The sequence below is a fragment of the Porphyromonas macacae DSM 20710 = JCM 13914 genome, from assembly GCF_000379945.1.
Lineage (GTDB): Bacteria > Bacteroidota > Bacteroidia > Bacteroidales > Porphyromonadaceae > Porphyromonas > Porphyromonas macacae.
In genome coordinates this window covers 635,527-661,719 of record NZ_KB904124.1, presented here as the reverse complement: position 1 = coordinate 661,719, position 26,193 = coordinate 635,527, and the positions used below count along the sequence as shown (strand labels likewise).

Here is a 26,193-nt window from a genome sequence, read left to right as displayed (position 1 = left end):
AACACAGTTCATTAAAATAAATTATATTTGTTATTTAAGAATCAATTTTTAATCTAAATGAAAGACTTCTTCAAAATGTTCTTCGCCTCCGTTCTGGGGGTAGTTACAGCAGGTATTATTCTGGCATGTATCAGTTTATTTATCATGGTTGGTTGGATAACAAGTGTTGCCTCTTCATTCTCGAAAACAGAGAGTGTATCCATACTTGACAACTCCATTCTGGTTATCAATTTTTCAGAATTACCCGAAACAGAGAATGACGATCCTTTCACCAGTTTCACCAAACAGGAAAAGACCATTACTCTTAGTAATGCAATCAAGGCTATCAAAATAGCCAAAAACAATCCCAGCATTAAGGGTATTTATCTGAACACAGAAATGCCGACAGCCGGTATGGCTTCATTGGACGAAGTAAGAAGAGCGCTGCAAGATTTTAAGAAGTCCGGTAAATTTATCATCGCCTATGGCGACAATTATACCCAAAAAGGTTACTACCTGAGCAGCATAGCCGATAAAGTTTTCTTAAACCCTTTGGGCAAGGTCAATATAATCGGTATTGCATCTTCTACCATTTTTTACAAAAAAGCATTGGACAAACTTGGCGTGGAGATGCTCACTTTCAAAGTGGGAACATACAAAGGTGCTGTAGAACCGTATATCTTAGACCATCTCAGCGATGCGAATAAAGAACAGATAAAGACATATATCAACGGGCTCTGGGATAATATCGTAGAAGACATTGCCAAGGCAAGAAATATCACACCGGAATCCATTAGGGAATTTGCAGACCAGGGTCATGCTTTAGAAGAAGGAGAAATGTTTCTAAAAACCGGATTGATCGACTCTTTGGTATATCGCGAAGACCTGTATGGTTATTTGAAAAATAAACTGGACATAGAAAAAAGTAAAAAACTGAATCTGGTTTCTCTTAATGATGTACTTGAAGGGGGAAATATTAAGGTATCCAAAGGAGAAAAAATTGCTGTTGTGTTTGCCGATGGAGTCATCATGCCCGAACAGGCCGACATCTATGATATGAGTTCGGGTATTACCGAAAAACTTACCAAACAACTGAAACAGCTTGCAGAAGACGATAATATCAAAGCCGTGGTCATGCGTGTCAACTCTCCGGGCGGAAGTGCTTTCCTGAGTGAACAAATATGGTATCAGGTGGCCAACATCAAAAAAGCAAAACCTATTGTTGTCAGCATGGGAGATTATGCAGCATCAGGCGGCTATTATATTTCGAGTGCAGCCAATAAAATTTTTGCAGAACCGAATACGCTGACAGGCTCGATCGGTATCTTCGGACAAGTTCCCAATGCATCCAAATTCGTGGAAAAAATCGGCTTGAATGTAGACGTGGTAAAGACATCCAAGTTCTCCGATATGATCCTGAGTGGCAACATTGCAGGTATAATGAAACCGATGAGTGAAGATGAAAAAGCTCTGATACAAAAAGAAGTGGAAAGAGGATACGATATCTTCATCAGTCGCGTGGCCGAAGGTCGAAACATGACCAAAGATAAAGTGGACTCCATAGGGCAAGGACGTGTATGGTTAGGCGAAAAAGCATTGGAGTTAGGTCTGGTAGATCATTTGGGCGGTTTGGACGATGCGATTGCTGCAGCAGCAAAACTGGCTAATCTGAGCAATTACAGATTGGTGTACGACGCATCTCAAAGCAGCAACATATTCGAGTTATTTTTCAAAACCGGTCGCCGGGAATTAGAACTGAGACTGATGGGCAAGGCCCTCAGCCGGGAAGAACTCTTCTTACTTCGCGAATACAGAAATATCATGCAACCGGGCATCATGACCCGGCTTCCTTACGGTTTTAATGCCTATTAAACGGTTTTATAAATGAGTTTGAATACGCATCCTAACTTCTGGCTAAAACCCCTTACATTTTTGTATGGGGCAGGAGTTAAGATGCGTAATGCTTTTTTCGACCACGGTCTCCTCAAGCAGGAAACTTTTAATATACCGGTCATTTGCGTTGGCAACATTACGGTTGGCGGAACAGGCAAAACTCCTCATGTGGAGTATCTGATCGAATTGCTACGGGATCACTACCGGATAGCGGTATTAAGCCGGGGATACAAGCGAAAAACGAAAGGATTGATCGAGGCTTGCACAGAATCCACGGTTGGTGAAGTAGGCGACGAACCTAAGCAAATAAAACTCAAATACCCTGATGTGCGTGTCATAGTAGACGGGAACAGGCGCCGGGCTCTCAAATGGCTTTTGGAGCAACCGGTGGAGAAACGTCCTCAAATCGTTATTTTAGATGACGGATACCAACATCGGTATATAAAACCGTCTTATGCTATACTTCTGACAGATTACAACCGTCCCATGATCGAAGATTCTCTCCTGCCCGAAGGCCGATTAAGAGAACCCATGAACGGACGTTTTCGTGCAGACTGTGTCATCATCACCAAATGTCCGGAAACGATGCAACCTATCGACAGAAGGATTGCAGATCGAGACTTAGGGCTTTACCCACACCAGAAAGCATTTTTTTCCGCAATGGTCTATGGTAAACCGCGATCGATAATATCGGGGAAAGAAACCGATTTACCATCCGATACCCCCCTTTTAGTTATATCAGGAATTGCCAAACCCGAACCGTTCCATCTCTATCTAAGCAATAGCTACCTAATTGCGGAAAAGCTGGTATTCGATGATCATCATAATTTCTCCATCCAGGAAATTGACGACATCGATAAAAAATTCCGGCAGCAACTGAATAACAATCCGAATGCTGCGGTGGTAACGACAGAAAAAGACGCAATGAGACTTGCCGAATTTGCCGATTACCTGTCTGAAGAAATAAAAGAGCGTTTATTTTATATTCCCATCAAGGTCAAAATTATGTTCGGTATGGAAAACAGCTTCAACAAACTGATCCATCAAGCGGCATCCCGTACAAACTTTTCTATCTAACATTCCAAATTATAAAATAAAATACGCCTTATCCCGAAAGACGAATATAGTATTATGCAAAGAACCGAAATATCCTCTCTCGGCGAGTTTGTTTTTATAGAACATCTCACCAAAGACTTCAAACCTAAAAACAAAAGTACCGAAACGAGTATCGGCGATGATGCCGCAGTACTGAACTACGGAGAAGGGAAAAGAGTTTTAATCACCACCGATATGTTGCTCGAAGGCATCCATTTCGATCTCGTATATTGTCCTCTCAAACACTTGGGCTACAAAGCTGCCGTGGTAAATTTCTCCGATATATATGCCATGTTCGGTACTCCTGGGCAACTGACCGTTTCAATAGGGGTATCCAAACGATTTTCAGTAGAAGATATCGAGGAGTTGTACGCCGGTATTCGACTGGCCTGCGATCTTTACAATGTCGACCTGATCGGAGGCGATACCTGTGCATCCATGACGGGGCTTACTCTGAGCCTGACCTGCATCGGCGAGGCAAGCCCGGAAGAAATTGTTTACAGAAAAGGGGCTCAGCCGACCGATCTGATCTGTGTTTCCGGCAATCTGGGAGCATCTTACATGGGATTACAGTTATTGGAGCGTGAAAAGCGGGTATTCGACGGCGATAAAGATTTCGTACCGGCTTTCGAAGGGCATGAATACATTCTGGAAAGACAGCTCAAACCCGAAGCCCGGAAAGACATTGTAGAATCACTGAAAAAAGCGAATATCAAACCGACCTCAATGATGGATATCTCCGATGGACTTTCATCCGAATTGCTTCACATCTCCAAAAACAGCCATGTGGGGATAAGAATCTATGAAGACAGGCTTCCCATCGATTATCAAACCGCATCGATGGCAGAACAGATGAATCTTAATGTAACGACAGTAGCTCTCAATGGAGGCGAAGACTACGAATTGCTGTTTACCGTACCCTTGGCCATGCACGACCTTGTAGCCGACATCGATGACATACACATTATCGGACACATTACGGCGCCGGAACTCGGAGCGGCACTGGTTACAAGAGACGGAGCTGAAATCCGCTTGCGTGCACAGGGGTGGAATGCCTTTAACGAAAATTAATTTTACTATTTAATATTATACCCGATTATGTTTTCAGGAATTGTAGAGGAATATGCCGAAGTAGTGGCATTAAAGAAGGAACAGTCTAATTTACACATCACGATGCGATGCTCTTTTGTGAATGAATTGAGCATAGACCAAAGTATCGCACACAACGGTGTCTGTTTGACTGTTGTAAACATTGAAGACGACACATATACCGTTACAGCCATACAGGAAACACTGGATCGCTCCAATCTCGGCTTGCTTCAAGTAGGCGACCTCGTGAATCTCGAACGTAGCATGATGATGGGCGGACGCCTCGACGGACATATCGTTCAAGGCCATGTAGATCAAACAGCACGTTGTATCGAAGTAACAGAGTGTGACGGCAGTTGGTATTATACATTCGAATATGATCTCATACCCGAAATGGCACGCAAAGGTTATATGACGGTAGAAAAAGGTTCTGTTTGTGTCAATGGGGTAAGCCTTACGGTGTGTAACTCCGAACTGAACAGTTTTCAGGTAGCTATCATCCCTTACACACACGACAATACAAACTTCTGCCGTATCGAGAGAGGTACAGTCGTAAACCTCGAATTCGACATCGTGGGCAAGTATCTGGCCAAAATGCAGGAATACAATAATCTGTAAGCCTACAATATCGGGAATGAATCTTCGGGATTTTATGAATCTGGTCACAAGCAGGCAGAGTGACCGAAAGTTTGATTCAGAAAGGGTTATAGACCGGTCTGTGCTGCTGAAAATTATCGAAGCGGCACGGCTGGCTCCGTCCGCCACCAACAGTCAACCCTGGAGTTTTATTCTGGTTACAGATGCCGAGACACGTCAAAAAGTGGCCTCTCGATGCGGAACGACTTTAGTGCCCATCAACCATTTTGCCCGGCAAGCCCCGGCTCAGATTGTGGTGGTGGAAGAGCGTTCCAACTGGACTTCACGTATAGGCAATAAACTTCAGGGGGAGCGTTTCTCCGATTATGACCTCGGGATAACGACAGCCCATATCGTTTTAGCTGCCGAAGCTGCCGGACTTGGCAGTTGCATCCTGGGTTTATTCCAGGAAAAAAAGCTCCGGCAAGAGCTGGGTATCCCGGATAGCAAACGCATTGCACTCGTCATTCTTTTAGGTTACAGCAAAGATCCGAAAAGACCAAAAAAACGCAAACCTATAGACTCAATTCTTCACATCGACAAATGGTAAATAACAACCACGACACTATGAATTATTCGAAATCCCTGTTTCTTTTATTTTTTTTATCCATAAGTTTTCTGGTTTACGGGCAAAAAAAATATTCGCATTATGTAAACCCGTTTATCGGCAGCAGCAACTTCGGCACAACCAACCCCGGAGCCAATCTTCCTCATGGTTTGATGAATATCACACCTTTCAATGTAATGGGTTCGGAGCTCAACTCTTTTGACAAAGACAAAAGATGGTGGAGTGCTCCCTATACCAGCGACAATAAGTTTTGCACAGGCTTCAGCCATGTGAATTTAAGCGGCGTAGGATGTCCCGATCTGGGCAGCATTCTCTTAATGCCCACAGCCGGCGAATTGGAAGTCGATTATCATAAGTACGGCAGTATTATGTCAAAGGAAAAAGCAAGACCGGGATACTACAGTACTTATCTGGATAATCACGGCATCAAAGCGGAAGTAACCGCCACGATGCGCACAGCACTTTCCGCATTCACATACAGCAAAGGAGGTAAAGCCAACATTCTGCTGAATCTGGGAGAAGGATTGACGAATGAATCGGGAGCCACGGTAAGGTTCATTAACGATTCCACCATTACAGGCAGCAAACTCATGGGCACATTTTGCTACAATCCGCAGGCTGTATTCAGACAGTATTTTGCCATGCGCATAGACCGTAAGGCTTTGGATCGTGGATACTGGAAAAAACAGCGCCCCATGGAAGGCGTAGAAGCCGAATGGGATCAGGATCATGGTAAATATAAGGTATACCGTGGCTATACCAAAGATATGAGCGGCGATGATATCGGCGTATGGTTCAGCTTCCATGTAAAACCGGGAGAAACGCTTTATGTACAAACGGCTGTCAGTTTTGTCAGCGAAGAGAATGCGCTAAAAAACCTGCATGAAGAGCAACAGACTGAACATATAGACCGCCCCTTCTTTACCCAACTGGTCGAAAAAGCAGAAAAAAGGTGGGATGAAACCTTAGGTATTATCGAAGTTGAAGGAGGAACGGATGAAGAAAAAACCATCTTCTACACCGCTCTCTATCACCTTCTGATTCATCCGAACATATTAAACGATGTGAACGGAGAATATCCCCAAATGGAGAGTCTGAAAACAGGCAAAAGAAATCACGACCGCTACACCGTCTACTCTTTGTGGGATACATATCGTAATGTGCACCCTTTGCTTTGCATTATTTACCCTAAGAGACAACTGGACATGGTAAACACCATGCTGGATATGTATCGAGAAAGCGGATGGCTGCCGAAATGGGAACTGTACGGGCGTGAAACGCTGACCATGGAAGGCGACCCTTCGATAAGCGTCATCAACGATACCTATCAACGCGGTCTGAGGGATTTTGACACCGCACTGGCATACGAAGCCATGAAAAAAGGAGCAGATACTCCCGGGAAAGAGAATAAAATGCGCCCCGACAACGACGACTACCTCTCTCTGGGCTATGTGCCGATACGGGGAAAGTATGACAACAGCGTATCGCATGCGTTGGAATATTACATTGCAGACTGGAATCTATCCTGTTTTGCGAGTGCTCTCGGTCACAAAAAAGATGCAAAAAAGTATCTGGCTCAGTCTCTGCGTTACAAAAAATATTACGATAAAGAATTCGGCACCTTACGCCCTGTATTGCCCGACGGCAAATTTCTTACTCCTTTCAATCCTCTGGATGGCCAAAATTTCGAGCCTTGTCCCGGATTTCATGAAGGAACGGCATGGAACTACACCTTTTTTGTGCCTCACGATATCAAAGGATTAACCAAATTGATGGGCGGAAAGAAAAAATTCGTACAAAAACTACAACTTGTTTTTGACAAAGGTTACTACGACCCTGCCAATGAACCCGATATCGCCTATCCTTATCTTTTCACCTACTTTCCGGACGAAGCCTGGCGAACACAAAAAATCACCCGCGAATTGCTGAAACAACATTTCCACAATGCCCCCACAGGCATACCGGGCAATGACGATACAGGCACAATGAGCGCATGGGCTGTATTCACCATGATGGGATTCTATCCGGATTGTCCGGGCAATACTGAATATGCCCTTACACTACCCGTTTTCTCCAAGATCACCATTCATTTGGATAAAAAGTACTATGCCAATGACAAGCTGGTTATTACCGTAGATCCAAAATTGAGGGAAAGCGGAAAATATTTCAACGGATATAAAATATCGTCTACCGGCAAGGTTTATAACAACACTTATCGCATCGACCACTCTTTACTTATGAACGCCAAAGAGTTGATATTCTTCTGACATAAGAATAAATTCTCCGGTCTGAAAGTATGAGAAACTCAAAAGTAAAATAATTATGGCTTTCTTTTGAACGTTGAACACGACATTCATTAGAAAAGATTTAACGACATGTAAAGGCTGTGCGTCAAAAATGAATTTTGATACACAGCCTTTTATAATATTCGCCACTTTCTTAAATGTGAATTTGTCTGATGGTTGAAAATTCTTAGCTCAATGGATTTTCAACGAAGTTAACTTGGATTTTTTTTCTTTGCCTGAAGAATTTTCAACCATCAGGCAGAGAATTTTCAATCTTTCTTGACAACAATTTCCATTTCTCTTATACACCTCTAAATCAGGCCATTACAGATAAAAAGAAAATATGGCAAAACGTGCAATCGTTTTTCATTTCTTCAAATGATATTGTCTTCCTCTCGTTTGCTTCTTCTTTGCATTTTTTTAATCAACGATTCTTAAAATTTCTGTGAAATTTATAATTCAGAATGGGAAATGCACGGTATTGCATAAAGTTTATCCACAATGGAAGTCTGTCCGATTATCCGTATCTTTGTACGATAAAATGATGCGTATACAATATATAGAAATCAAAGCTTGCTAATGAAAGAGATGGACGATCCTCAGAGACCGGCGTATGTGTTGGAAGAAGAGCTTTTACGAAAAAATCTGGAGCTGATACGTTCCGTAGCAGACCGTACGGGTGTGGAAATTATTCTGGCCTTCAAAGCATACGCCCTGTGGAAAACCTTTCCGATCATACGGGAATACATTCCTTACAGTACGGCAAGTTCTATTTTTGAGGCACGTCTGGCTTATTATGAAATGGGTTCGCCGGCTCATACTTTCAGCCCTGCTTATAAGCGCGATGAATTTGAAGAGATATGCCGTTTGAGCAGTCACGTAACGTTCAATTCTCTGAGCCAGTTCGAAGCTCTTAAGGATATTGCCGGAGCTTCTTCCGTCTCCTTGGGACTTAGAATCAATCCCGAGTTTTCTGCCATAGAAACAGAATTGTATAACCCATGCGCTCCGGGTTCACGCTTCGGCGTACCGGCATCTGAGATGCCCGATCCGCTACCGCAAGAAATAGAGGGATTACATTTTCACAGTTTGTGCGAAGGCTCTGCAGAGGATTTAAGGCAAACATTGGCCATTGTCGAGAAAAACTTTGCTTCGGCATTGAAGAAGGTTAAATGGCTGAATATGGGTGGGGGACACTTAATGACACGCAAAGATTATGATGTTGAATTGCTTGTAGATACCCTCCGCTCTTTCCAATCCCGGCATCCGCATTTGCAATTGATTATGGAGCCGGGCAGTGCTTTCGGGTGGCAAACAGGCTATTTACGCAGTCATGTTATCGATATTGTGGAGCATCAGGGTATTCGCACAGCCATCGTGGATGTTTCGTTTACCTGCCATATGCCCGACTGTCTGGAGATGCCTTATCATCCTGTTATTCGAGGAGCACAGCATACGCACGAATATAATGCTGCCGAAAATATTTATCGAATAGGGGGAAACAGTTGTCTCAGCGGAGACTATATGGGAAATTGGTTGTTCGATAAAGAGCTGCAGATCGGCAACGAAATCATATTCGAGGATATGCTGCACTACACTACGGTAAAAACCAATATGTTTAACGGCATTCCTCATCCCGATATCGTTTTGAAACGGACGAACGGAAGTATGGAGGTACTGCGCAGATACGGCTATGAAGACTACAAAGGCCGTATGGATTGATAACGACTAAAAGAAGAATTTGAAAATATGGGTATTTTTGGCTTATTCTCCAAGAAGAAAAAAGAAACTTTGGATGAAGGTTTGCAGAAAAGCAAAGAAAACGTTTTCGGAAAGCTCACACGTGCCATTGCCGGACGCAGCAAGGTCGACGACAGTGTGCTCGATGATCTTGAAGACATATTGATAACAAGCGATGTGGGAGTAGACACCACTTTGAAAATAATTAAACGCATCGAAGAACGTGTGGCACGTGATAAATACGTTTCCACATCCGAACTTACGAATATCCTGCGCGATGAAATCGGCAATCTGCTTAGTGAAAACGGAGTGAATGATGCGGAATCATTCACTCTGGAAAATACCGGCAAACCGTATGTAATTATGGTTGTGGGTGTGAATGGCGTAGGTAAAACCACCACTATCGGCAAACTGGCTTATCAGTTCAAACAGCAAGGTCTGAAAGTCATGCTGGGGGCTGCGGATACTTTCAGAGCGGCGGCCATCGAACAGTTGGAAATCTGGGCAAACCGGGTAGGCTGTCCGCTGATTAAGCAACAAATGGGCTCCGACCCCGCTTCCGTGGCCTTCGACACACTGAGTGCAGCCGTCAAATCCGAAGCCGATGTTGTTATCGTCGATACGGCAGGCCGCTTACATAATAAAATCGGGCTGATGAACGAGCTGTCCAAAATAAAAAAGGTTATGCAAAAGGTTGTTCCCGAAGCACCGCAAGAAGTTCTTTTGGTTCTGGATGGCTCTACAGGACAGAATGCTTTCGAACAGGCCAAACAGTTTACAGCAGCTACCGAAGTCAATGCCCTGGCAGTTACAAAACTTGACGGTACAGCCAAAGGCGGAGTAGTTATCGGTATTTCCGATCAGTTCCGCATTCCGGTCAAATACATAGGGCTGGGAGAAGGTATCGAAGACTTACAGGCTTTTCGCAAGAAAGAATTTGTGGATTCATTATTTGGTGAATGAAAAGAAACGAAATAGACGTAATCACGCTCGGTTGTTCTAAAAATCTGGTAGATTCGGAAGCTCTGATCAGACAATTTCTGGCTAACGGATTTACCGTAAAACACAATCCGGAGCAAATAAGGGGCGAAATCGTCGTTTTGAATACCTGTGGTTTCATAGCCGATGCGCAGGAAGAGTCTGTGAACATGATTCTGAACCTGGTAGAGGCCAAGAAAAGCGGCATCATCGGCCGGCTCTATGTAATGGGTTGCCTGAGCGAAAGGTTTAGGGAAGACCTGAAGAAAGAGATCCCCGAAGTAGATTTTTACTATGGCAAATTCGATTGGAAAGATTTATTGGACAAGCTGGGTAAATCCTATTACGCCGATGCCCGTCTGGCCGGAAATCCGCTGGCAATAACCACACCGTCTCATTACTCGTATCTCAAAATCTCGGAAGGCTGCGACCGACATTGCTCTTATTGTGCCATACCGTTGATCACAGGGAAACACAAATCGCGCTCCATGCAGGATATTCTTGCCGAAGCCCGACGTTTGGCCGACAGCGGTGTACGGGAATTACTGCTGATAGCTCAAGATTTAACTTATTATGGTCTGGATCTGAATGGCAAACATCAACTGCCGGAGTTAGTGGAACGCTTGTCCGATATCAAAGGTCTGGATTGGATTCGATTGCATTATGCCTATCCGACCCATTTTCCCTTCGATATATTACGTGTTATCCGGGAACGGGAGAATGTTTGCAAGTATTTGGACTTGGCTTTGCAGCATATCAGCGACCACATGCTTAAAAAAATGTGCAGAAATATTACCAAGCAACAGACTTTGGATGTTTTGGCACAAATAAGAGGCGAAGTGCCGGGTATAGCATTGCGAACCACATTGATGACCGGACACCCGGATGAAACGGAAGAGGATTTTTTAGAGTTGCTGGATTTTGTCAACACCCAAAAATTCGATCGCCTGGGTGCTTTCGTCTATTCTCACGAAAAAGATACTTATTGCGATAAGCACTATGCCGACAATGTTCCTTTTGAAGTTAAACAGCAAAGACTCGACAAACTCATGTCTCTACAGGAGGAGATCGTTTATGGCTTGAATAGACAAAAAATCGGACAACGCTTCAAAGTTATAATCGACCGGAACGAAGATGAGTTCGATGTGGGTAGAACGGAATACGATTCCCCCGAAGTGGATCAGGAAATACTTATTCGCGCTTCTGATCAGAGCCGCTTGTCTGTGGGCGAATTTTATGAGGTAGAAATTGAAGATTGCGGTTCTTTCGACCTGTTTGGAAAAGTTGTAGAGTAAAGTTTGCACATGGAAAATAACAACAGTCTCCAACACGAATTGTGGATTGCCGAACTCGGACGTTCGGCAGAGGTGGAGTACGCTACCTCCGAAATGCTATGGAAAGCTTTAATTCAGCAATTGCAAATCCGTCTGGATCGTGGTGAAACCGTTTCGATTGCAGGTATCGGAGCTTTTTGTATAAATAAAAGTACCGAATATATTGCCGAACTTCCTGACGGTAAAAGATATTTGATCCCTCCTCGTATAAACCTGTTGTTAACACCGGAACAGAAAAATGCGACGCAGAATTTATTACCCGAAGCGTTGGCCGAAATAACCGGTTTTACATCTACGGTATGCAGTAAGTGGTGGATGGCGATAAGCTCTGTTTTTAAGATTTTTCTATCGGAAAAGAGCTGTGTATTTTGGAGTGGAATAGGTTCGTTTACAGCTGAGCAAAGCACCCCGGGCTCTCCATCCGGCTATACTTTTTTGCCGAATGGAGAATTGCCTGATTTCCTCAACCGATCTTTTTCGATGTTTGAACCGGTAGAGGTAGCAACCGGATACGATGTGCCGGATACGGCTGTTTTTACAGTTTCATCTCTCGATATGCTCTCAGGCTATATCACTTCTTACATTTCATGGACTACCGAAGAAATCCCGGAAGAATCAAAAGAATTGCAGCCGGCAGAAATAATTGCAAATCGATTGCCTGAAAGCAATCTTTTCGTAGAGACGGAGCAAATCGATGAAAGTAACAATGAGACGGAAGACAATGCTCTGCCCTCACCCAAAGAGGTGGTTCATGCGGATACCGAAATTCAGGAGTGCCATAAGGCGACGTTAAAGAAAGATGAAATAACCGAAGGGCAACCTCCGCAAAAATCCTTCTCCGGAACAATAGAACCGGCTCCCCAAAAAAAGAATAGAAAAGCTGTTTATTGGAGTATTGCAGGTATTCTATTGCTGCTCACCGTGTCATTTCTTATTTATCAGACCGTTATTGAACAGCAAAAAAAGCAGAAAAAAAATACGCCCGCAAAGGAACTTCCGAAAAGAAACCCGGCAATGGAAGTCAATAAACCAGCGGATCCCGTTCCCAATCCTCTGACTGAAACTGCTCCGGAGAAAAAACATTGGGAGTCATTGGCAACAACAAAGATCAAGGAAGGAGATCGACTGGCATCTTATGCTCGTAAGTTCTACGGCCACAAGGCTTTTTGGATTTATATCTATGAAGAGAATAAGGACATAATAAAAGATCCGAACAATATCCCCATCGGAGTGGAAATTAAGATACCGATGCCTGACAAATATGGAATAGATGCCTCGGATACTATTTCGATACAAAAGGCGTTAAGTTTAGAAAGGACAGAATATAAAATATGGCATAAAAACAAAATCCCATAACAGGCTTAATAGGCTATCTTTGTGGACAAAATGAGAAAATAACAAGAAATACAAACATTATAAAGATGGAACAACCGATAGATATTCGTGCTTTAACAGAATTCATCGAAAAGAAAAGCGCTTTTGTTGAATTATTGAAACAAGGTATGCACCAGGCCATTGTCGGACAAAACCACCTGGTAGAATCCCTGATCATCGGATTGCTGGCAGACGGCCATATTCTACTGGAAGGTGTGCCGGGTTTGGCAAAGACATTGGCCATTAAGACACTTGCCGGGCTGATCGATGCCGATTACAACCGTATACAGTTTACCCCGGATTTACTGCCGGCAGACGTATTGGGAACGCTCATGTATAGCCAGAAGAACGAAGAGTTTCAAGTAAAACAGGGGCCTATCTTCTCAAACTTTATTTTAGCGGACGAAATAAACCGTGCTCCGGCAAAAGTGCAAAGCGCATTATTGGAAGCCATGCAGGAGCGTCAGGTAACGATAGGCGATACTACCTATAAGTTGCCTGAGCCATTTCTGGTGATGGCTACGCAAAACCCCATAGAACAGGAGGGAACATATCCTCTTCCCGAAGCTCAGGTAGACCGTTTTATGTTGAAAGTATTGATTTCCTATCCGCAAAAGGAAGAAGAAAAGTTAATCATACGCCAACAAATAAATCCGGGAAATAATCCTATCCGGCCGGTCGTGTCCAAACAGGATATAATAGAGGCCCGCGACGTAGTCAAACAGGTTTATTTGGACGAAAAAATCGAACGCTACATCGTAGATATCGTGTTTGCGACACGTTTCCCCGAGCGTGCTCAATTAGAGTCGCTCTCTCCCATGATTTCATTTGGAGCATCCCCGCGTGCTTCTATCAATCTGGCTTTGGCTGCCCGTGCCTATGCGTTTATAAAGCAACGCGGATATGTTATTCCGGAAGACGTCCGTGCCGTATGTCATGATGTGATGAGACACCGTATCGGACTGAGTTACGAGGCCGAAGCCGCCAACCTGTCTTCCGATGAAATTATCAGTAATATCATCAACAAAGTAGAAGTGCCTTAATAGAGGAATTTGATTGTGGATACAGCAGAACTGCTAAAGAAAGTTCGTCGCATAGAAATAAAGGCAAGAGGACTTTCCGAACAAATATTTGCCGGTCAATACCACTCCGCCTTCAAGGGGCGGGGGATGGCTTTCAGCGAGGTCAGGAATTATCAGATTGGCGATGATGTACGGGATATCGATTGGAATGTGACGGCTCGTTATGCAAGCCCTCATGTCAAAGTCTTTGAAGAAGAACGTGAACTGACCGTTATGATAATGGTCGACTTATCGGGCAGTACCCTGTTCGGTACACAAAGTGAAACCAAGCGGGAACTGATTACGGAAATTGCGGCAACTTTGGCTTTTTCTGCCATACAGAACAATGATAAAGTCGGTGCCATCCTTTTTACCGATAAAGTGGAAAAATACATTCCGCCTAAAAGCGGTAAAAAACATATTCTTTATATCATCCGTGAGTTACTGGAATTCGAGCCGGATTCCAAGGGAACCGACTTGAATCATGCTTTGACTTTTTTGAGACAAGTGCTCAAAAAACGTTGTACTTCGTTTATCCTCTCGGATTTTATGCAATATGTTCCGAATTATCAGGATGCATTAACGATCGTTTCCCGAAGACATGACATGATTGGGGTACGTATCTATGACTTGCGCGAAAGAGAGTTGCCGAGAATGGGGCTGGTAAGGTTGCTGGATGCAGAAACAGGACAGGAAAGATGGATAGACACGGCATCCCGGAAAATCAGAAAGATTTACCAGGAAAACTATCAATCAGCCCAATCTCAACATGCCAATTTGTGCAAGAAACTGGGTATCGACAGCATAGATGTTCATACCGGTCAGGACTATGTGCCACAGCTAATCAATCTTTTTAAGAAAAGATCTTAGCTTTTTGATACTTAACTGATTATGCAATTAAGAAAAATTTTCTTTTTCACCGTCTGTGCAATATCCTCCGTTTCTTTGTTTGCCCAAAAGGTATCCGTACAAACGAAATTGGACAGGCATGAAATTAAAACAGGCGAACAGGCAGTATTGGATTTCACCATTCGCACCGATGACCTGACGAATACGCAATTGTTACTTCCCGCAGATTCCCTGGGAGGAACGAGATTCGAAGTCCTGAGTACGATATTTACGGATACGCTGGATATAGACGATCATATCAAAGAAATAAAAGGCCGGTGCCTTATTACATCGTTCGACTCTACACTGGTAACCATTCCTCCGATGATCGTTCAAACTCCGACAGCACAAGCGGAGTCACAACCATTGGCTTTGAACGTGGTCCAGCCGGAAGTAGATCTATCGAAGCCCGATGAGTTTTTCGACATCAAAACTCCGTGGAAACTGCCTTATACTCTGCGGGATATCCTGATAATCGTATATTCCAATCCCATCAGTTGGCTACTTATGTTCATCATGCTATTATTTATTATATGGCTGGAAACAAAGTTCAAATTCAGAAAAAAAGATCGTAACGCAGTCGCTGTACCGCAAATACGGTTATCACCCAAAGAAGAAGCAGAAGCCAATTTAGCAGCGTTGGATAAGCTAAAATTACCGGAACAGGGGCAATATAAACTGTTTTACAGTAATCTGGTGGAGATTTTGAAAATATATATTTATAGAGAGAAAGCTTTACATGTACAGGAAATGACTTCTTCGGAAGTTGTCGATACATTAAAACGAAATGCCGAACCCGAAAAACTGGTCACCTCTATACGCAGCATCTTTTTTATTGCAGATATGGCGAAGTTTGCCAAATACAAACCTTTACCGGATGAGCATTACAGATCGATGCAAGAGGCCTATGCTTTCCTGAATCTGGCAGATACAACCTGGAACCGTCATGAAGGAGGAGAGGAAAATAAAAATTTAACTGAAAAAGTGGAGGCTGAATTATGACTTTCGTAAATCCGCACCTCTTATACTTGTTGTTGATCATACCGGTTTTGATTTTCTGGTATATCTATCGCTTATTAAGAGTTCATCCCACATTATTGCTCCCGTCTTTAAGTTCTCTGGGAAAAACATCAGGAGGTTTCCGTTCCTATTTCAGGCATCTGTTGTTTATATTGCGGATGATTGCTCTGACTCTGCTCATTATAGCAATAGCTCGACCGCAAACAACGAACAGCTGGAGCAAAGATGCGGTAGAAGGTATCGACATTGTTTTGGCTATCGACATCAGCGGCAGTATGCTGGCCATGGATTTACAACCGAACAGAATAGAAGCAGCCATCGATGTTGCCCATAAGTTTATACAGAGCCGTCCGAATGATAATATCGGCTTGGTAGCTTTTTCGGGAGAAAGTTTTACGATGTGCCCTCTGACGACCGACCATGCCGTACTGTTAAACCGACTGGAGGACTCTAAAGTCGGTTTATTGGAAGACGGTACAGCCATCGGTTTGGGGATTACGACTGCAGTCAGTCGTTTGAAAGACAGTAAAACGAAGAGTAAAGTAATCATCTTATTGACCGATGGCTCCAACAACCGTGGCGATATTACGCCCAAAATGTCGGCTCAACTGGCAAGTACTTTCGGCATCCGTATGTACACCATAGGAGTCGGCACTCGCGGAGAGGCTCCCTACCCCGTGCCCACAGCTTTCGGTACGCGGGTACAAATGATGCCGGTAGATATCGATGAAAATATTTTAACGGAGATGGCCGACTTGACCGGAGGGAAATATTTCAGGGCTGTGGACAATCATTCCCTGAATGAAATATACCGGGAAATAGATCAATTAGAGAAAACAAAACTCTCCACTCAAAGCTTTCATACTAAACATGAAGAGTTTTGGATTTATGCCCTGCTGGCTTTCATCAGTGTATTGATCGAGTTTGTTTTACGTAATACATATCTTAGAACGAATCCGTAATGAAACTCCACTTTCAAAATCCCGAGATATTATATTGGCTGCTAATTATACTGCCGATGATTGCGATTTGGTATTATGCCTATTACCAAAGGCGTAAACAACAACGGCGGTTTGCAGAAGTGAAAATGTTAAGGCTTCTGAAGCCGGAAGCATCAAGCAAGCGAAGGCTATACAGAGGTGTATTGATGATTACCGCCACTTTCTTTTTGATTATCGTTTTGGCACGTCCTCAAATTCCGGGAGGGCCTCAGGTTCCGGAAGATCAAAAAGGAATAGAAGCCATGGTTTGCCTGGATATCTCGAATTCGATGTTAAGCCAGGATTTGGCTCCGGATCGTTTATCTTTCAGCAAACAAATCCTGAATCGTTTGTTCGACGAAATGGCCGGGAATAAAGTCGGTCTGATAGTTTTCGCCGGTAATGCTTACACACAAATACCTATCACAACAGATCTTTCGGCAGCCAAAGAAATGATTTCCGGCATAGACCCGGAAATGCTTACGGCACAGGGAACATCCATTGGAGCGGCTATCCAAATGGCTTCGAAAGCCTTTTCGGACAACAGAGAAATCGGGAAAACGATTATTGTGATAACCGACGGAGAAAATCATGAAGACGATGCCGTCAGCAAATCCAAGGATGCGGCCAGGGAAGGTATTCAAGTCAATGTAGTCGGAGTAGGATCTCCCGAAGGAGGGCCTATACCTGTTAATGACGGATACATGAAAGACGAAGAAGGTAAAGTAGTTATCACGAAGTTCAATGAAAGCATGTGTAATGAAATCGCTCAGAACGGTAACGGTATCGTGATAACAGGCACCAACGCATCGGCCATAGCAAACCGCTTGTTGAAACAACTGGATAAACTGCCAAAGGCCAATGTCTCCAAAAGCGGAATATCGGGCTATATGGAATTATTCGACCGGTTTGCTAAAATCGCTTTAATTTTGCTTATTGTAGAACTCTTCATTGAAGAGCGTAAGAGCCGTTTCTTACGTAAACTCAATCTTTTTAAGGATGAGAAAAAAGAATATAAATAAACCGGGGGTACTTCTCTTGATTATAATTTTGGGGACTCACTTTTCTTGGGCTCAAGGTATCAAGACGGATATCAGAAAAGGGAATAAACTTTTTAAGAAAGAAGTTTTTACCGATTCTGAAATCAGTTACAGAAAGGCATTGCAGCGAGACAGTACTTCTACTCATGCTCTTTTCGGATTATCCGATGCTTTATACAAACAGGGTAAAGAACAGGAGGCTGTAAATTATCTTGAAAGCTTATCCAATGTTCAAAATCTCACAAATGAAGAACGGGCTCATGTTTTTCACAATATCGGCAATGCCTTTATGAAGCAAAAAGATTTTGCAAAAAGTGTAGAAGCATACAAAATGTCTCTGCGCCTGAATCCGAATGATGACGAAACCCGCTATAATCTGGTTCTGGCACAGAAACAACTGCAACAAAACAAACAAAACCAGGGAGGCGGAGGAAATAATAACGAAAATGATCAATCCGATAAGGATAAGAACAAGGATAAAAATCAGGAACAGCAAAACCAGGATCAAAAAGATCAGAATAAAGAAAACCCTCAACAGCCCCAAAACCGGGATGAAAACAAATCGGATCAGCCTCAAAAAAATCAGGAAAGTGAGATGACACCACAACAGGCAGAACAGATTTTGGAGGCCTACAAACAAGATGAAAATAAAACACGTCAGAAGGTTGAGCGTGAAAAACAAAAAAAGCAACGTGCTGCGAGTGCTAAAATTAAAAAGAAATGGTAGGTGATTTCTATGATAAAGAACAGTTATAAAAAAATCTTCGCAATTATATTTTCTCTTTTACCGGTTGTCGGTTTCGCCCAATCTTTTAAGGTGAATGCACCGCAATCCGTGGCTATGGGCGAACGCTTTCAAATTGTGTTTTCTCTTGAAGATGCCTCGGGTTCGGATTTTAGAGCCCCTTCCATGTCGGATTTTGATGTCTTATACGGTCCGGCTGTTACTTCCAGCAGTATGGTGCAGTATAACAACGGGAAGCGCAGCAAATCACAGAGTACCTCATACACATATACTCTTATACCTAAAAAAGAGGGCACATTCGAAGTGGGAAGTGCTTCGATAAGAAGTCAGGGAAAACAGCTTACCACTCAAGCTTTTAAGATTAAGGTATTGCCTCCGAATACCCCTTCTCAGGGTACAGCCGGGAGTAGCAATCAAACGAATGGTACGGGACAAATCAGTTCGAATTCCATCTTTTACCGTACTATTGTCAATAAAACGAAGGTGTATGAGCAGGAAGCCATTGCGGTTACTTTCAAGTTGTACATAGATCCCAATATAGGTGTGCAGCAGTTGGAAGATCTTAAAATGCCGGAATTCAATGGTTTTATTTCTCAAACCGTGGAAGATGGCAATGAGGCTCAGCTGGTTCTGGAAAATTATAATGGCAGGAACTATCGAACAGCTGTCATTCAGCGTATGATTTTATTTCCACAGCGCAATGGCAGGCTACAACTCCCTGCCGGTATGATACAGGTGGCTCTGGCACTGCCGCCCGAACCGGATGAAGATCCTTTTTTCGCACGCCCGATTATCGTGAGCCGGAAAATTTATTCACAACCGGTTAATATCGATGTTACCCCTCTACCGGCAGAAGATAAACCCGGCTCTTTCAATGGAGCTGTGGGACAGTTTTCCATGAAGGTCAACCTTTCATCCCAAAAGCCGAAAACGAACGAATCCATGACCGTAACAGTCGATATTACGGGTGAGGGGAACCTGAAATTATTATCAAGTCCCGAACTGAAGTTCCCGGATACGTTTGAAGTTTACGATCCGAAAGTGGAAAACAAAATCGAAGTTACCGCCGGTGGAGTTCGAGGCAGCAGAACGATCGAATACTATGCCGTACCCCGGCAAACCGGTGAGTATACACTGCCGGAATTTGAATTTTCGTTCTTCGACCCTGTTTCCAAATCGTATAAAACACTTAAATCCAGATCTGTGAGTTTGTCCGTGTCTAAAGGGAAAGACGGGGTAAGTATGGTATCCTCTACCGCCAATAAAGAAGATATCAAATTATTGAGCCAGGATATCAGCTATCTCAAGAAAGAAACGGGAGTTAAACGACTGGTCGGTTACGATTTTACTTTCGGTTTGTTACATTGGTTATTGTATGTGATCGGTATCCTTATAGCTGTGATTGTTTTTGTTCCACTAAAACGTATGACACGACTGCAAAGCAACGAAACAGCACTCAAACACAGGAGAGCTAATAACGTTGCCAAACGAAGACTTCGCGAAGCAAATACATTTCGTCTGGCCGGAGATAAGGAATCTTTCAACACAGCTCTACTCAGAGCTTTATGGGGATTTCTCGGTGATAAATTCAAAATGTCTTTGTCCGAACTCAATCGCTCCAATATTGAAATCGTATTGAGCCGGAAAGGGGCAACATCCGAATTGATTGAAGATATTCTTAAAGTCATAGATCAGGCCGAATATGAAAAATATGCACCCTCTTCAGATTTGTCGGCGATGGATAAACTTTATGCGGATGCAGAAAAAATCATAGAACGGATTGTTAATGCTAAACTAAATTAATTGCACTATCATGAAACTATATAATTTGCTCTTTAGAATTTTGATATTGTTCATCGGCTTTTCTATCTTCTCTATCTTCTCATTAAAATTAAAAGCAGAAAACAATTCATACAACGGGCAAGACAGTGTTTTGCAAAAACCTGTCGACTCGGATAAACCTGCAGAGGCCGAGTCTTCATCTCTACACTCAGCACAAGACCCATTAGAATTGTATAATAAAAAGAATTATGAAGAAGCAGCTGCTATTTATGAGCAACGGATAAATGACGATGAAAAATATTCGGGTTATTACTACAATCTGGGTAATTGCTATTATAAACAAAACCTTTTCGGTAAAGCAATATTGAATTATGAACGTGCTCTCCGTTTGGACCCTCTGGATCAGGATATCCGCAAAAACCTAAGAATGGCACAATTAAAAACAGTGGATAAAGTGGCAAATACATCCACGTGGGTCGACGAAGCATGGCATATGGTAAGTTTTTCGTTTTCACTGACGGTCATTAACATAATTGCATTTTTCTTTTTCTGTGTGCTCCTTGCTTCGGTTGTAACAATTTTCGTATCACGAACGGCTCGGATGAAAAAAACAGGAATATCGATCGGTTTTGCAGCATTGATTATTACGATACTGTTCAATTTGATGGCATATCATCAAAAAAAATATTTTAACGAAGGAAAGAACGAAGCCATTGTCATAGAAAGAGAGGTAGCAGTCCGGAGTACTCCGGATCAAAGTGGTACTCTCTTGTTCAACCTGCATGAAGGTACTAAGGTGAAAATCACAGGAACACCCATATCCGGATGGTATCCGATCTCAGTCGGGGCAGACAAAGAAGGATGGCTTGCGGAGAATACCGTAGAGAAAATTCTGAAGAATTCAAATAAAACAAACGACTAAATTATACGGACGTGTTAGAGCAAATGTTAGATATAGAGCATTATGCCTTTCTTTTTCTCAATAGTGCTCATTCTCCTTTTTGGGATGCTTTCATGTATTTAATTTCTACAAAATGGTCTTGGACATGTGTTATTATTGCTTTTGTTACTTATCTCTTTTACAGGAAACCATTCAAGGAAGGTATGCTGGTGGTTATTTTCATACTGCTTTGCATACTGGTCTGCGATCAGCTCAGTTCCGGTATCGCAAAACCTTATTTCACCCGATTCAGACCGACCCATCATCCGGAATATGAAAATATTGTAAAAACGGTTTATGGTTACAGAGGTTATCTGTACGGCTTTTTTTCGGGTCATGCCTCCAATTTCTTTTCCGTAGCCATGCTAACAGCTCTTATTGTCAGAGATAAATGGTATTCGATCATTGTTTTCTCTCTGGCATCTTTGGTGGCTTATAGTCGCATATATTTAGGTGTTCACTTCATTTCCGATATTCTGGTAGGGGTGATTGTAGGATTGATCGTTGGCTTTCTGCTGTATAAATTATACAGATGGGTTCGTCTGAAATGGGTCAGTCCCAAGGGCCCTAAAGAGACCAACAGTATTTTCCGGATAGCTCTGCCATTCTGGAAATGGTCTATTGTGGGCTTTATCATGATAATGCTCAGCATATCGGCTCAGGTACGTGAAATCGTAAATGCAGTTTCCAAGCTGAACTAAAATATAAAATCCCTCGGTTAGGAGTTTTTTACGGTTTTGAGAAAAACGTTTCATGGGTATCGTTTTACACGCAGACAACGTTATCGGCCTAATTATTTTACAGGTGAAATACAATGCCAACAAACAGCTTTACCGATTTCAAATCTATTTTACCTTATATTTGTTGTGTTATTATTCTATATCACAACCCGGAATAAGACTAAAAACAACAATTGTAATGACAAACGCTCCTATTGGTATATTCGATTCGGGATACGGAGGATTGACCATTTCTTCAGAAATACGAAAATTATTGCCTCAATATGATTATATCTATCTCGGCGATAATGCTCGTGCTCCTTATGGAACACGTTCTTTTGAAGTAATCTATGACTTTACCCTGCAAGCCGTTAACAAACTGTTCGATATGGGATGTCCATTAATCATATTAGCTTGTAATACCGCTTCATCCAAAGCCCTAAGAAACATCCAGATGAATATGTTGCCGGTCAGCGAAGACCCGACCCGGCGTGTTTTGGGAGTTATCAGGCCGACAGTGGAAATTTTGGGTTCACTCTCAACCAATGGACACATCGGGGTTTTGGGAACCCCGGGAACCATTTCTTCACATAGCTATCAAATGGAAATAGCGAAATTATATCCTCACATGGCAGTCAGTGAAGAAGCCTGCCCCATGTGGGTACCGCTTGTGGAAACAGGAGAAGCAGAAAGTCCCGGAGCCGACTATTTTATCCGAAAGCATTTGGATAATCTTTTCAAGAAAGACGATTCTATCGACACGATTATTCTCGGTTGTACCCATTACCCGATCTTACGCCCCAAGATTAAAAGGTTAGTCACTTCTACCATTAAGATATTGGCACAGGGTGAATATGTCGCTTCTTCATTAAAAGATTACCTGCAAAGACACCCCGAAATGGAAAACCGAATTAGTAAAAACGGACAAATTCAATACTTGACTACAGAAAATCCGAGCCGTTTTGCAGATTTTGCGTCCATTTTCTTGAGTGATCCCATAGAGGCCGAACATATAAAAATAGATTAGTAAACAGTAGAACAAAATGACATGAAATCAGTAAACCTATTATTCGTACTTTGTATCGCAATATTTTCTTTTACGGGATGCAATACTTCCAAAGCAAAAGATAATAAAAACAATTCCGTAAAGCATAAAGCCCAAAAAACATTAAAAATGCTCTCAAAACAGCAAACGACCTGGCAACTGCTTTCTATAAAAGGAGATACTGTTTTTAAGAATATGAATACGACCCTCTTAATGGATCCTTCGGAGAATAAATTCTCCGGAAAAGCTCCCTGCAATATTTATGGGGGGACTTTGACAATAGACGAAAATGGCGGAATTAAATTCAGTGAAATTTATTCGACTCTTGCCGCTTGTGAGAACATCATGCAAGAACAGGAGTATATCGCCCGTTTGCAGGCAGTTAAAAGTTATCTGATAAAGGATGACAAGCTTTACTTATATGATGTGGAGCGGGCTGATGTCTCCGACTCTGTCGGCCCCATCATAGAGTTCGCCATGCCCAAGAAGTAACCGGGTATTTGGTTTAGAACAGATAAAAAGAGGTTGTTTGTCGAGGAAAAGCGTCTGTTTGTCGTTTTTCACTTAACAAACAACCTCTTCTTATTTATATTTGCATATATTCTTTTAATGTTAAATATATGAGAAACATCAATAAAAGATCATCGGGCAGCAACAGACATTCCAATGCTCCGGCTTTGATATTAATTTTTGCGGGTATTTTCTTTCTGTTGAAGAAAATGAATCTCATCAGCCCCGACTTTTCTTATGTTTTCTTGTCCTGGCCCATATTTATATTGATTTCGGGTTTATGGTTTTTGATATCGGGCAAGAAAAAAACAGGCATAATACTTTCCTTTGTGGGAATCTATTTTCTGGTACCAAGAATTCTTTTGCTTTACCCCGGTTTATTACCGAATATAGATGCTCATGAAATTCATAATCTATGGCCTTTGGTTCTCATTATTATCGGAGCAGCCATGCTTATACGCTCTCGAAAATTGAACAGAGATATACTCATAAATGAAGAGCATATAAAAGGAGATACCGGATACAAAACCGAAAGAGGAAAAATGGCTTCAGACTTCTCACAAGGCTATTTCCACAAGGAATGCATCTTTAGCGGCTCTGAGTATATTTTGCTTTCGACATCATTATACGGGGGGAATGTACTGGTTCTTTTCGGAGGGATAAAACTGGACCTGAGAAAAGTACAGATTCCTCCCGGACAGGAAGTTGAATTGAAAATAAATTGTTATTTCGGCGGAGTGGAAATGTTTCTTCCGGATAACTGTTCTCTGGATATCAGATCGCAAACTCTTTTCGGTGGAATTGAGGATGACAGACGATATCCCGTTTCTGAAGAAGAAAAAGGTGGCAGATTGATAATAACAGGCAATGTTATTTTCGGAGGGATGCATTTTCTTTAAGGCTTGACGGATTTTACACAGATGATGCTGTTGTCGATACCTTTTGTACAAACATTAATTTTCTCTCTGTCTTTGTCCCTGTTGCAATGGCTGGTATTGCTTCCCATATCTCCGTTGCAATTGGAAAATGCTTTACCATGGCTTATGGGTATCCATGCTGTGGTATATGCGTTATTTGTGGATTGGGTACGAACGATAAATTCATCCATTATTTCCGGTTGTTCTTTGCTCCCTGTTCGTTTGCCTATCGCTGTTGCAGTAGTTGCTCTAACGGAAGGTGTTTTCTCTTTGATTGTTTATGTTTTCTTCGCACATCTTTTTGTCCCTTTTTTTTCCATTATTCCACTACTGTCTCTGATCGATTTTATGGCGATATTGCTTTGCTTGCTTATTCTGGAAAACAGAGACAAAGCAAAATCGGAAAAACAGGATACGGAACCGAGCTCATCATTTGAGCACACGGGTATCGGTTCAAATGAGGATGCTGCTTCAATACAAGAAGGAGGCAATCCCGGAGCGAATATGGTTTATGAAAATCATTTGGCCGTTAAAGATGGCAACAGAATTCAGGTGATTAACGTAAAAGATATTATTTATATAGAAGCCAACGGCGATTATATGATGATTTATACAGCACAAAAAAGACTCATAAAAGAAGAAACCATGAAAAATCTGGAAACACAGCTCGACCCTCATATTTTCGTTCGTGTACATCGCTCATATATTGTCAATGTTCATGCTATCGAACGCGTAGAGCGATACGATAAACAAAATCAGGCCTTGATATTAAAAAACGGTATTTCCATACGTGCAAGTTTGAGCGGATACAAGCGTTTACGTCAAACTTTAGGCATCTGAAACATTCGTTAAATAAACAGCTCTTTGTAAGGAATACGGTTCATATGCAAATATGCCGGATATATCTGCCCCTTATGTATAAAATCAAAGTATTACCTTTGGGCAGATAATACAGAGGTTAATAAAAATCTTTTAAGACGAACATTTATGATGTTACCACAGTTGGAAGACAAAAGCAAATTACTTGCACACAGTGCGCGGATCGGGTTATATTTAGGAATCTTCTTTCTCGTCAAATATTTATGTGTCTGCTATTTCTTTCGATTCCCTCTGTTATCACTGCTCTATTTGCCGCTTACGATAGCAGTACCGTTTATCGTATTCTTTCTGACGAAAAACTATCGTAACCGTATCGTCTCTCCCAAAAGCGGTTTTTCCGCTTTTCACGGATGGCAATACGGACTCATGCTTTACTTCTTTGCTTCCATTATCTCCTCCTTGCTGCACTATTACTATTACGCCTATATGATGCCTGTTCAGATGGTCGATTTTATGGGGCGTATGGAAGAAATTATGCAAAGGCCGGAAATGAAAGAAATATTCGGAAAATATATGAATGGCAAAAGTTGGACAGAGATTCTTAACGAATATATGGCCATTCCTCCTTTGAATCTCGTTATAAAAGACATTTCCAACAATATTCTTTGGGGAGCGATTCTCTCCATCCCCAATGGTTTGATTTTACGAAGAAAGCCGGCAAGCGACGTTCAGAATTAAAGATTTTTTCTAATGAAA

The 26,193-nt window shown here is 42.3% G+C and carries 24 protein-coding genes; all 24 read left to right on the top strand.

Annotation, left to right across the window (positions count from 1 at the left end):
• Window positions 1–57 precede the first annotated feature (57 nt).
• A complete protein-coding gene (gene sppA, locus A3GI_RS0103085; RefSeq protein ID WP_018360009.1) occupies window positions 58–1,851 on the top strand; it encodes a signal peptide peptidase SppA in 1,794 nt (597 codons plus the stop codon).
• A 12-nt stretch (window positions 1,852–1,863) separates the two neighbouring features.
• Complete coding sequence (lpxK, locus tag A3GI_RS0103080; protein ID WP_018360008.1) at window positions 1,864–2,949, top strand: tetraacyldisaccharide 4'-kinase; 1,086 nt, start codon at window positions 1,864–1,866, stop codon at window positions 2,947–2,949.
• Window positions 2,950–3,003: 54 nt separating this feature from the next.
• The gene (gene thiL, locus A3GI_RS0103075) at window positions 3,004–4,038 is read left to right on the top strand and encodes a thiamine-phosphate kinase (protein ID WP_018360007.1); all 1,035 of its coding nucleotides are present in this window, start codon (window positions 3,004–3,006) and stop codon (window positions 4,036–4,038) included.
• Between the two features lie 27 nt (window positions 4,039–4,065).
• On the top strand, window positions 4,066–4,674 hold the full coding sequence (locus A3GI_RS0103070) for a riboflavin synthase (protein ID WP_018360006.1): 609 nt from the start codon (window positions 4,066–4,068) through the stop codon (window positions 4,672–4,674).
• A 34-nt stretch (window positions 4,675–4,708) separates the two neighbouring features.
• Window positions 4,709–5,242: a nitroreductase family protein gene (locus A3GI_RS0103065; RefSeq protein ID WP_238319998.1), complete on the top strand. Its 534-nt coding sequence runs from the start codon at window positions 4,709–4,711 to the stop codon at window positions 5,240–5,242.
• Window positions 5,243–5,259: 17 nt separating this feature from the next.
• A complete protein-coding gene (locus A3GI_RS0103060; RefSeq protein WP_026215901.1) occupies window positions 5,260–7,527 on the top strand; it encodes a GH92 family glycosyl hydrolase in 2,268 nt (755 codons plus the stop codon).
• Between the two features lie 597 nt (window positions 7,528–8,124).
• Window positions 8,125–9,267 carry a carboxynorspermidine decarboxylase gene (gene nspC, locus A3GI_RS0103055; protein WP_018360003.1) on the top strand — a complete coding sequence of 381 codons (1,143 nt, stop codon included), beginning with the start codon at window positions 8,125–8,127 and terminating at the stop codon, window positions 9,265–9,267.
• A gap of 27 nt (window positions 9,268–9,294) precedes the next feature.
• Window positions 9,295–10,248, top strand: coding sequence for a signal recognition particle-docking protein FtsY (gene ftsY / locus A3GI_RS0103050; protein ID WP_018360002.1), 954 nt, complete (start codon window positions 9,295–9,297; stop codon window positions 10,246–10,248).
• The gene (rimO, locus tag A3GI_RS0103045) at window positions 10,245–11,558 is read left to right on the top strand and encodes a 30S ribosomal protein S12 methylthiotransferase RimO (protein WP_018360001.1); all 1,314 of its coding nucleotides are present in this window, start codon (window positions 10,245–10,247) and stop codon (window positions 11,556–11,558) included. The genes ftsY and rimO overlap by 4 nt, the downstream gene beginning before the upstream one ends.
• Window positions 11,559–11,567: 9 nt before the next feature.
• On the top strand, window positions 11,568–12,953 hold the full coding sequence (locus A3GI_RS0103040) for a LysM peptidoglycan-binding domain-containing protein (RefSeq protein ID WP_018360000.1): 1,386 nt from the start codon (window positions 11,568–11,570) through the stop codon (window positions 12,951–12,953).
• Window positions 12,954–13,018: 65 nt separating this feature from the next.
• Window positions 13,019–14,014 (top strand): AAA family ATPase, encoded by a 996-nt coding sequence (locus A3GI_RS0103035; protein ID WP_018359999.1) that lies wholly within the window; start codon window positions 13,019–13,021, stop codon window positions 14,012–14,014.
• 15 nt (window positions 14,015–14,029) lie between these two features.
• Window positions 14,030–14,902 (top strand): DUF58 domain-containing protein, encoded by an 873-nt coding sequence (locus tag A3GI_RS0103030; RefSeq protein ID WP_026215900.1) that lies wholly within the window; start codon window positions 14,030–14,032, stop codon window positions 14,900–14,902.
• Window positions 14,903–14,923: 21 nt separating this feature from the next.
• Complete coding sequence (locus tag A3GI_RS10385) at window positions 14,924–15,922, top strand: hypothetical protein (RefSeq protein ID WP_018359997.1); 999 nt, start codon at window positions 14,924–14,926, stop codon at window positions 15,920–15,922.
• Window positions 15,919–16,902 (top strand): vWA domain-containing protein, encoded by a 984-nt coding sequence (locus A3GI_RS0103020; RefSeq protein ID WP_018359996.1) that lies wholly within the window; start codon window positions 15,919–15,921, stop codon window positions 16,900–16,902. The genes A3GI_RS10385 and A3GI_RS0103020 overlap by 4 nt, the downstream gene beginning before the upstream one ends.
• Complete coding sequence (locus tag A3GI_RS0103015; RefSeq protein ID WP_018359995.1) at window positions 16,902–17,942, top strand: vWA domain-containing protein; 1,041 nt, start codon at window positions 16,902–16,904, stop codon at window positions 17,940–17,942. Before A3GI_RS0103020 ends, A3GI_RS0103015 begins: the two co-directional genes overlap by 1 nt.
• Window positions 17,920–18,687: a tetratricopeptide repeat protein gene (locus A3GI_RS0103010; RefSeq protein WP_018359994.1), complete on the top strand. Its 768-nt coding sequence runs from the start codon at window positions 17,920–17,922 to the stop codon at window positions 18,685–18,687. The genes A3GI_RS0103015 and A3GI_RS0103010 overlap by 23 nt, the downstream gene beginning before the upstream one ends.
• A gap of 9 nt (window positions 18,688–18,696) precedes the next feature.
• A complete protein-coding gene (locus A3GI_RS0103005; RefSeq protein ID WP_018359993.1) occupies window positions 18,697–20,508 on the top strand; it encodes a BatD family protein in 1,812 nt (603 codons plus the stop codon).
• Window positions 20,509–20,518: 10 nt separating this feature from the next.
• Window positions 20,519–21,409: a tetratricopeptide repeat protein gene (locus A3GI_RS11140; RefSeq protein ID WP_018359992.1), complete on the top strand. Its 891-nt coding sequence runs from the start codon at window positions 20,519–20,521 to the stop codon at window positions 21,407–21,409.
• A 23-nt stretch (window positions 21,410–21,432) separates the two neighbouring features.
• A complete protein-coding gene (locus A3GI_RS0102995; protein ID WP_018359991.1) occupies window positions 21,433–22,128 on the top strand; it encodes a phosphatase PAP2 family protein in 696 nt (231 codons plus the stop codon).
• A 217-nt stretch (window positions 22,129–22,345) separates the two neighbouring features.
• On the top strand, window positions 22,346–23,173 hold the full coding sequence (gene murI, locus A3GI_RS0102990) for a glutamate racemase (protein WP_018359990.1): 828 nt from the start codon (window positions 22,346–22,348) through the stop codon (window positions 23,171–23,173).
• 147 nt (window positions 23,174–23,320) lie between these two features.
• Window positions 23,321–23,683: an META domain-containing protein gene (locus tag A3GI_RS0102985; protein WP_162151373.1), complete on the top strand. Its 363-nt coding sequence runs from the start codon at window positions 23,321–23,323 to the stop codon at window positions 23,681–23,683.
• A gap of 128 nt (window positions 23,684–23,811) precedes the next feature.
• On the top strand, window positions 23,812–24,600 hold the full coding sequence (locus A3GI_RS11135; protein WP_026215897.1) for a LiaI-LiaF-like domain-containing protein: 789 nt from the start codon (window positions 23,812–23,814) through the stop codon (window positions 24,598–24,600).
• Window positions 24,601–24,603: 3 nt separating this feature from the next.
• The gene (locus tag A3GI_RS11130; RefSeq protein WP_147277725.1) at window positions 24,604–25,458 is read left to right on the top strand and encodes a LytR/AlgR family response regulator transcription factor; all 855 of its coding nucleotides are present in this window, start codon (window positions 24,604–24,606) and stop codon (window positions 25,456–25,458) included.
• A gap of 147 nt (window positions 25,459–25,605) precedes the next feature.
• Window positions 25,606–26,175 (top strand): DUF4199 domain-containing protein, encoded by a 570-nt coding sequence (locus A3GI_RS0102970; RefSeq protein ID WP_018359985.1) that lies wholly within the window; start codon window positions 25,606–25,608, stop codon window positions 26,173–26,175.
• The last annotated feature ends 18 nt before the right edge of the window (window positions 26,176–26,193 follow it).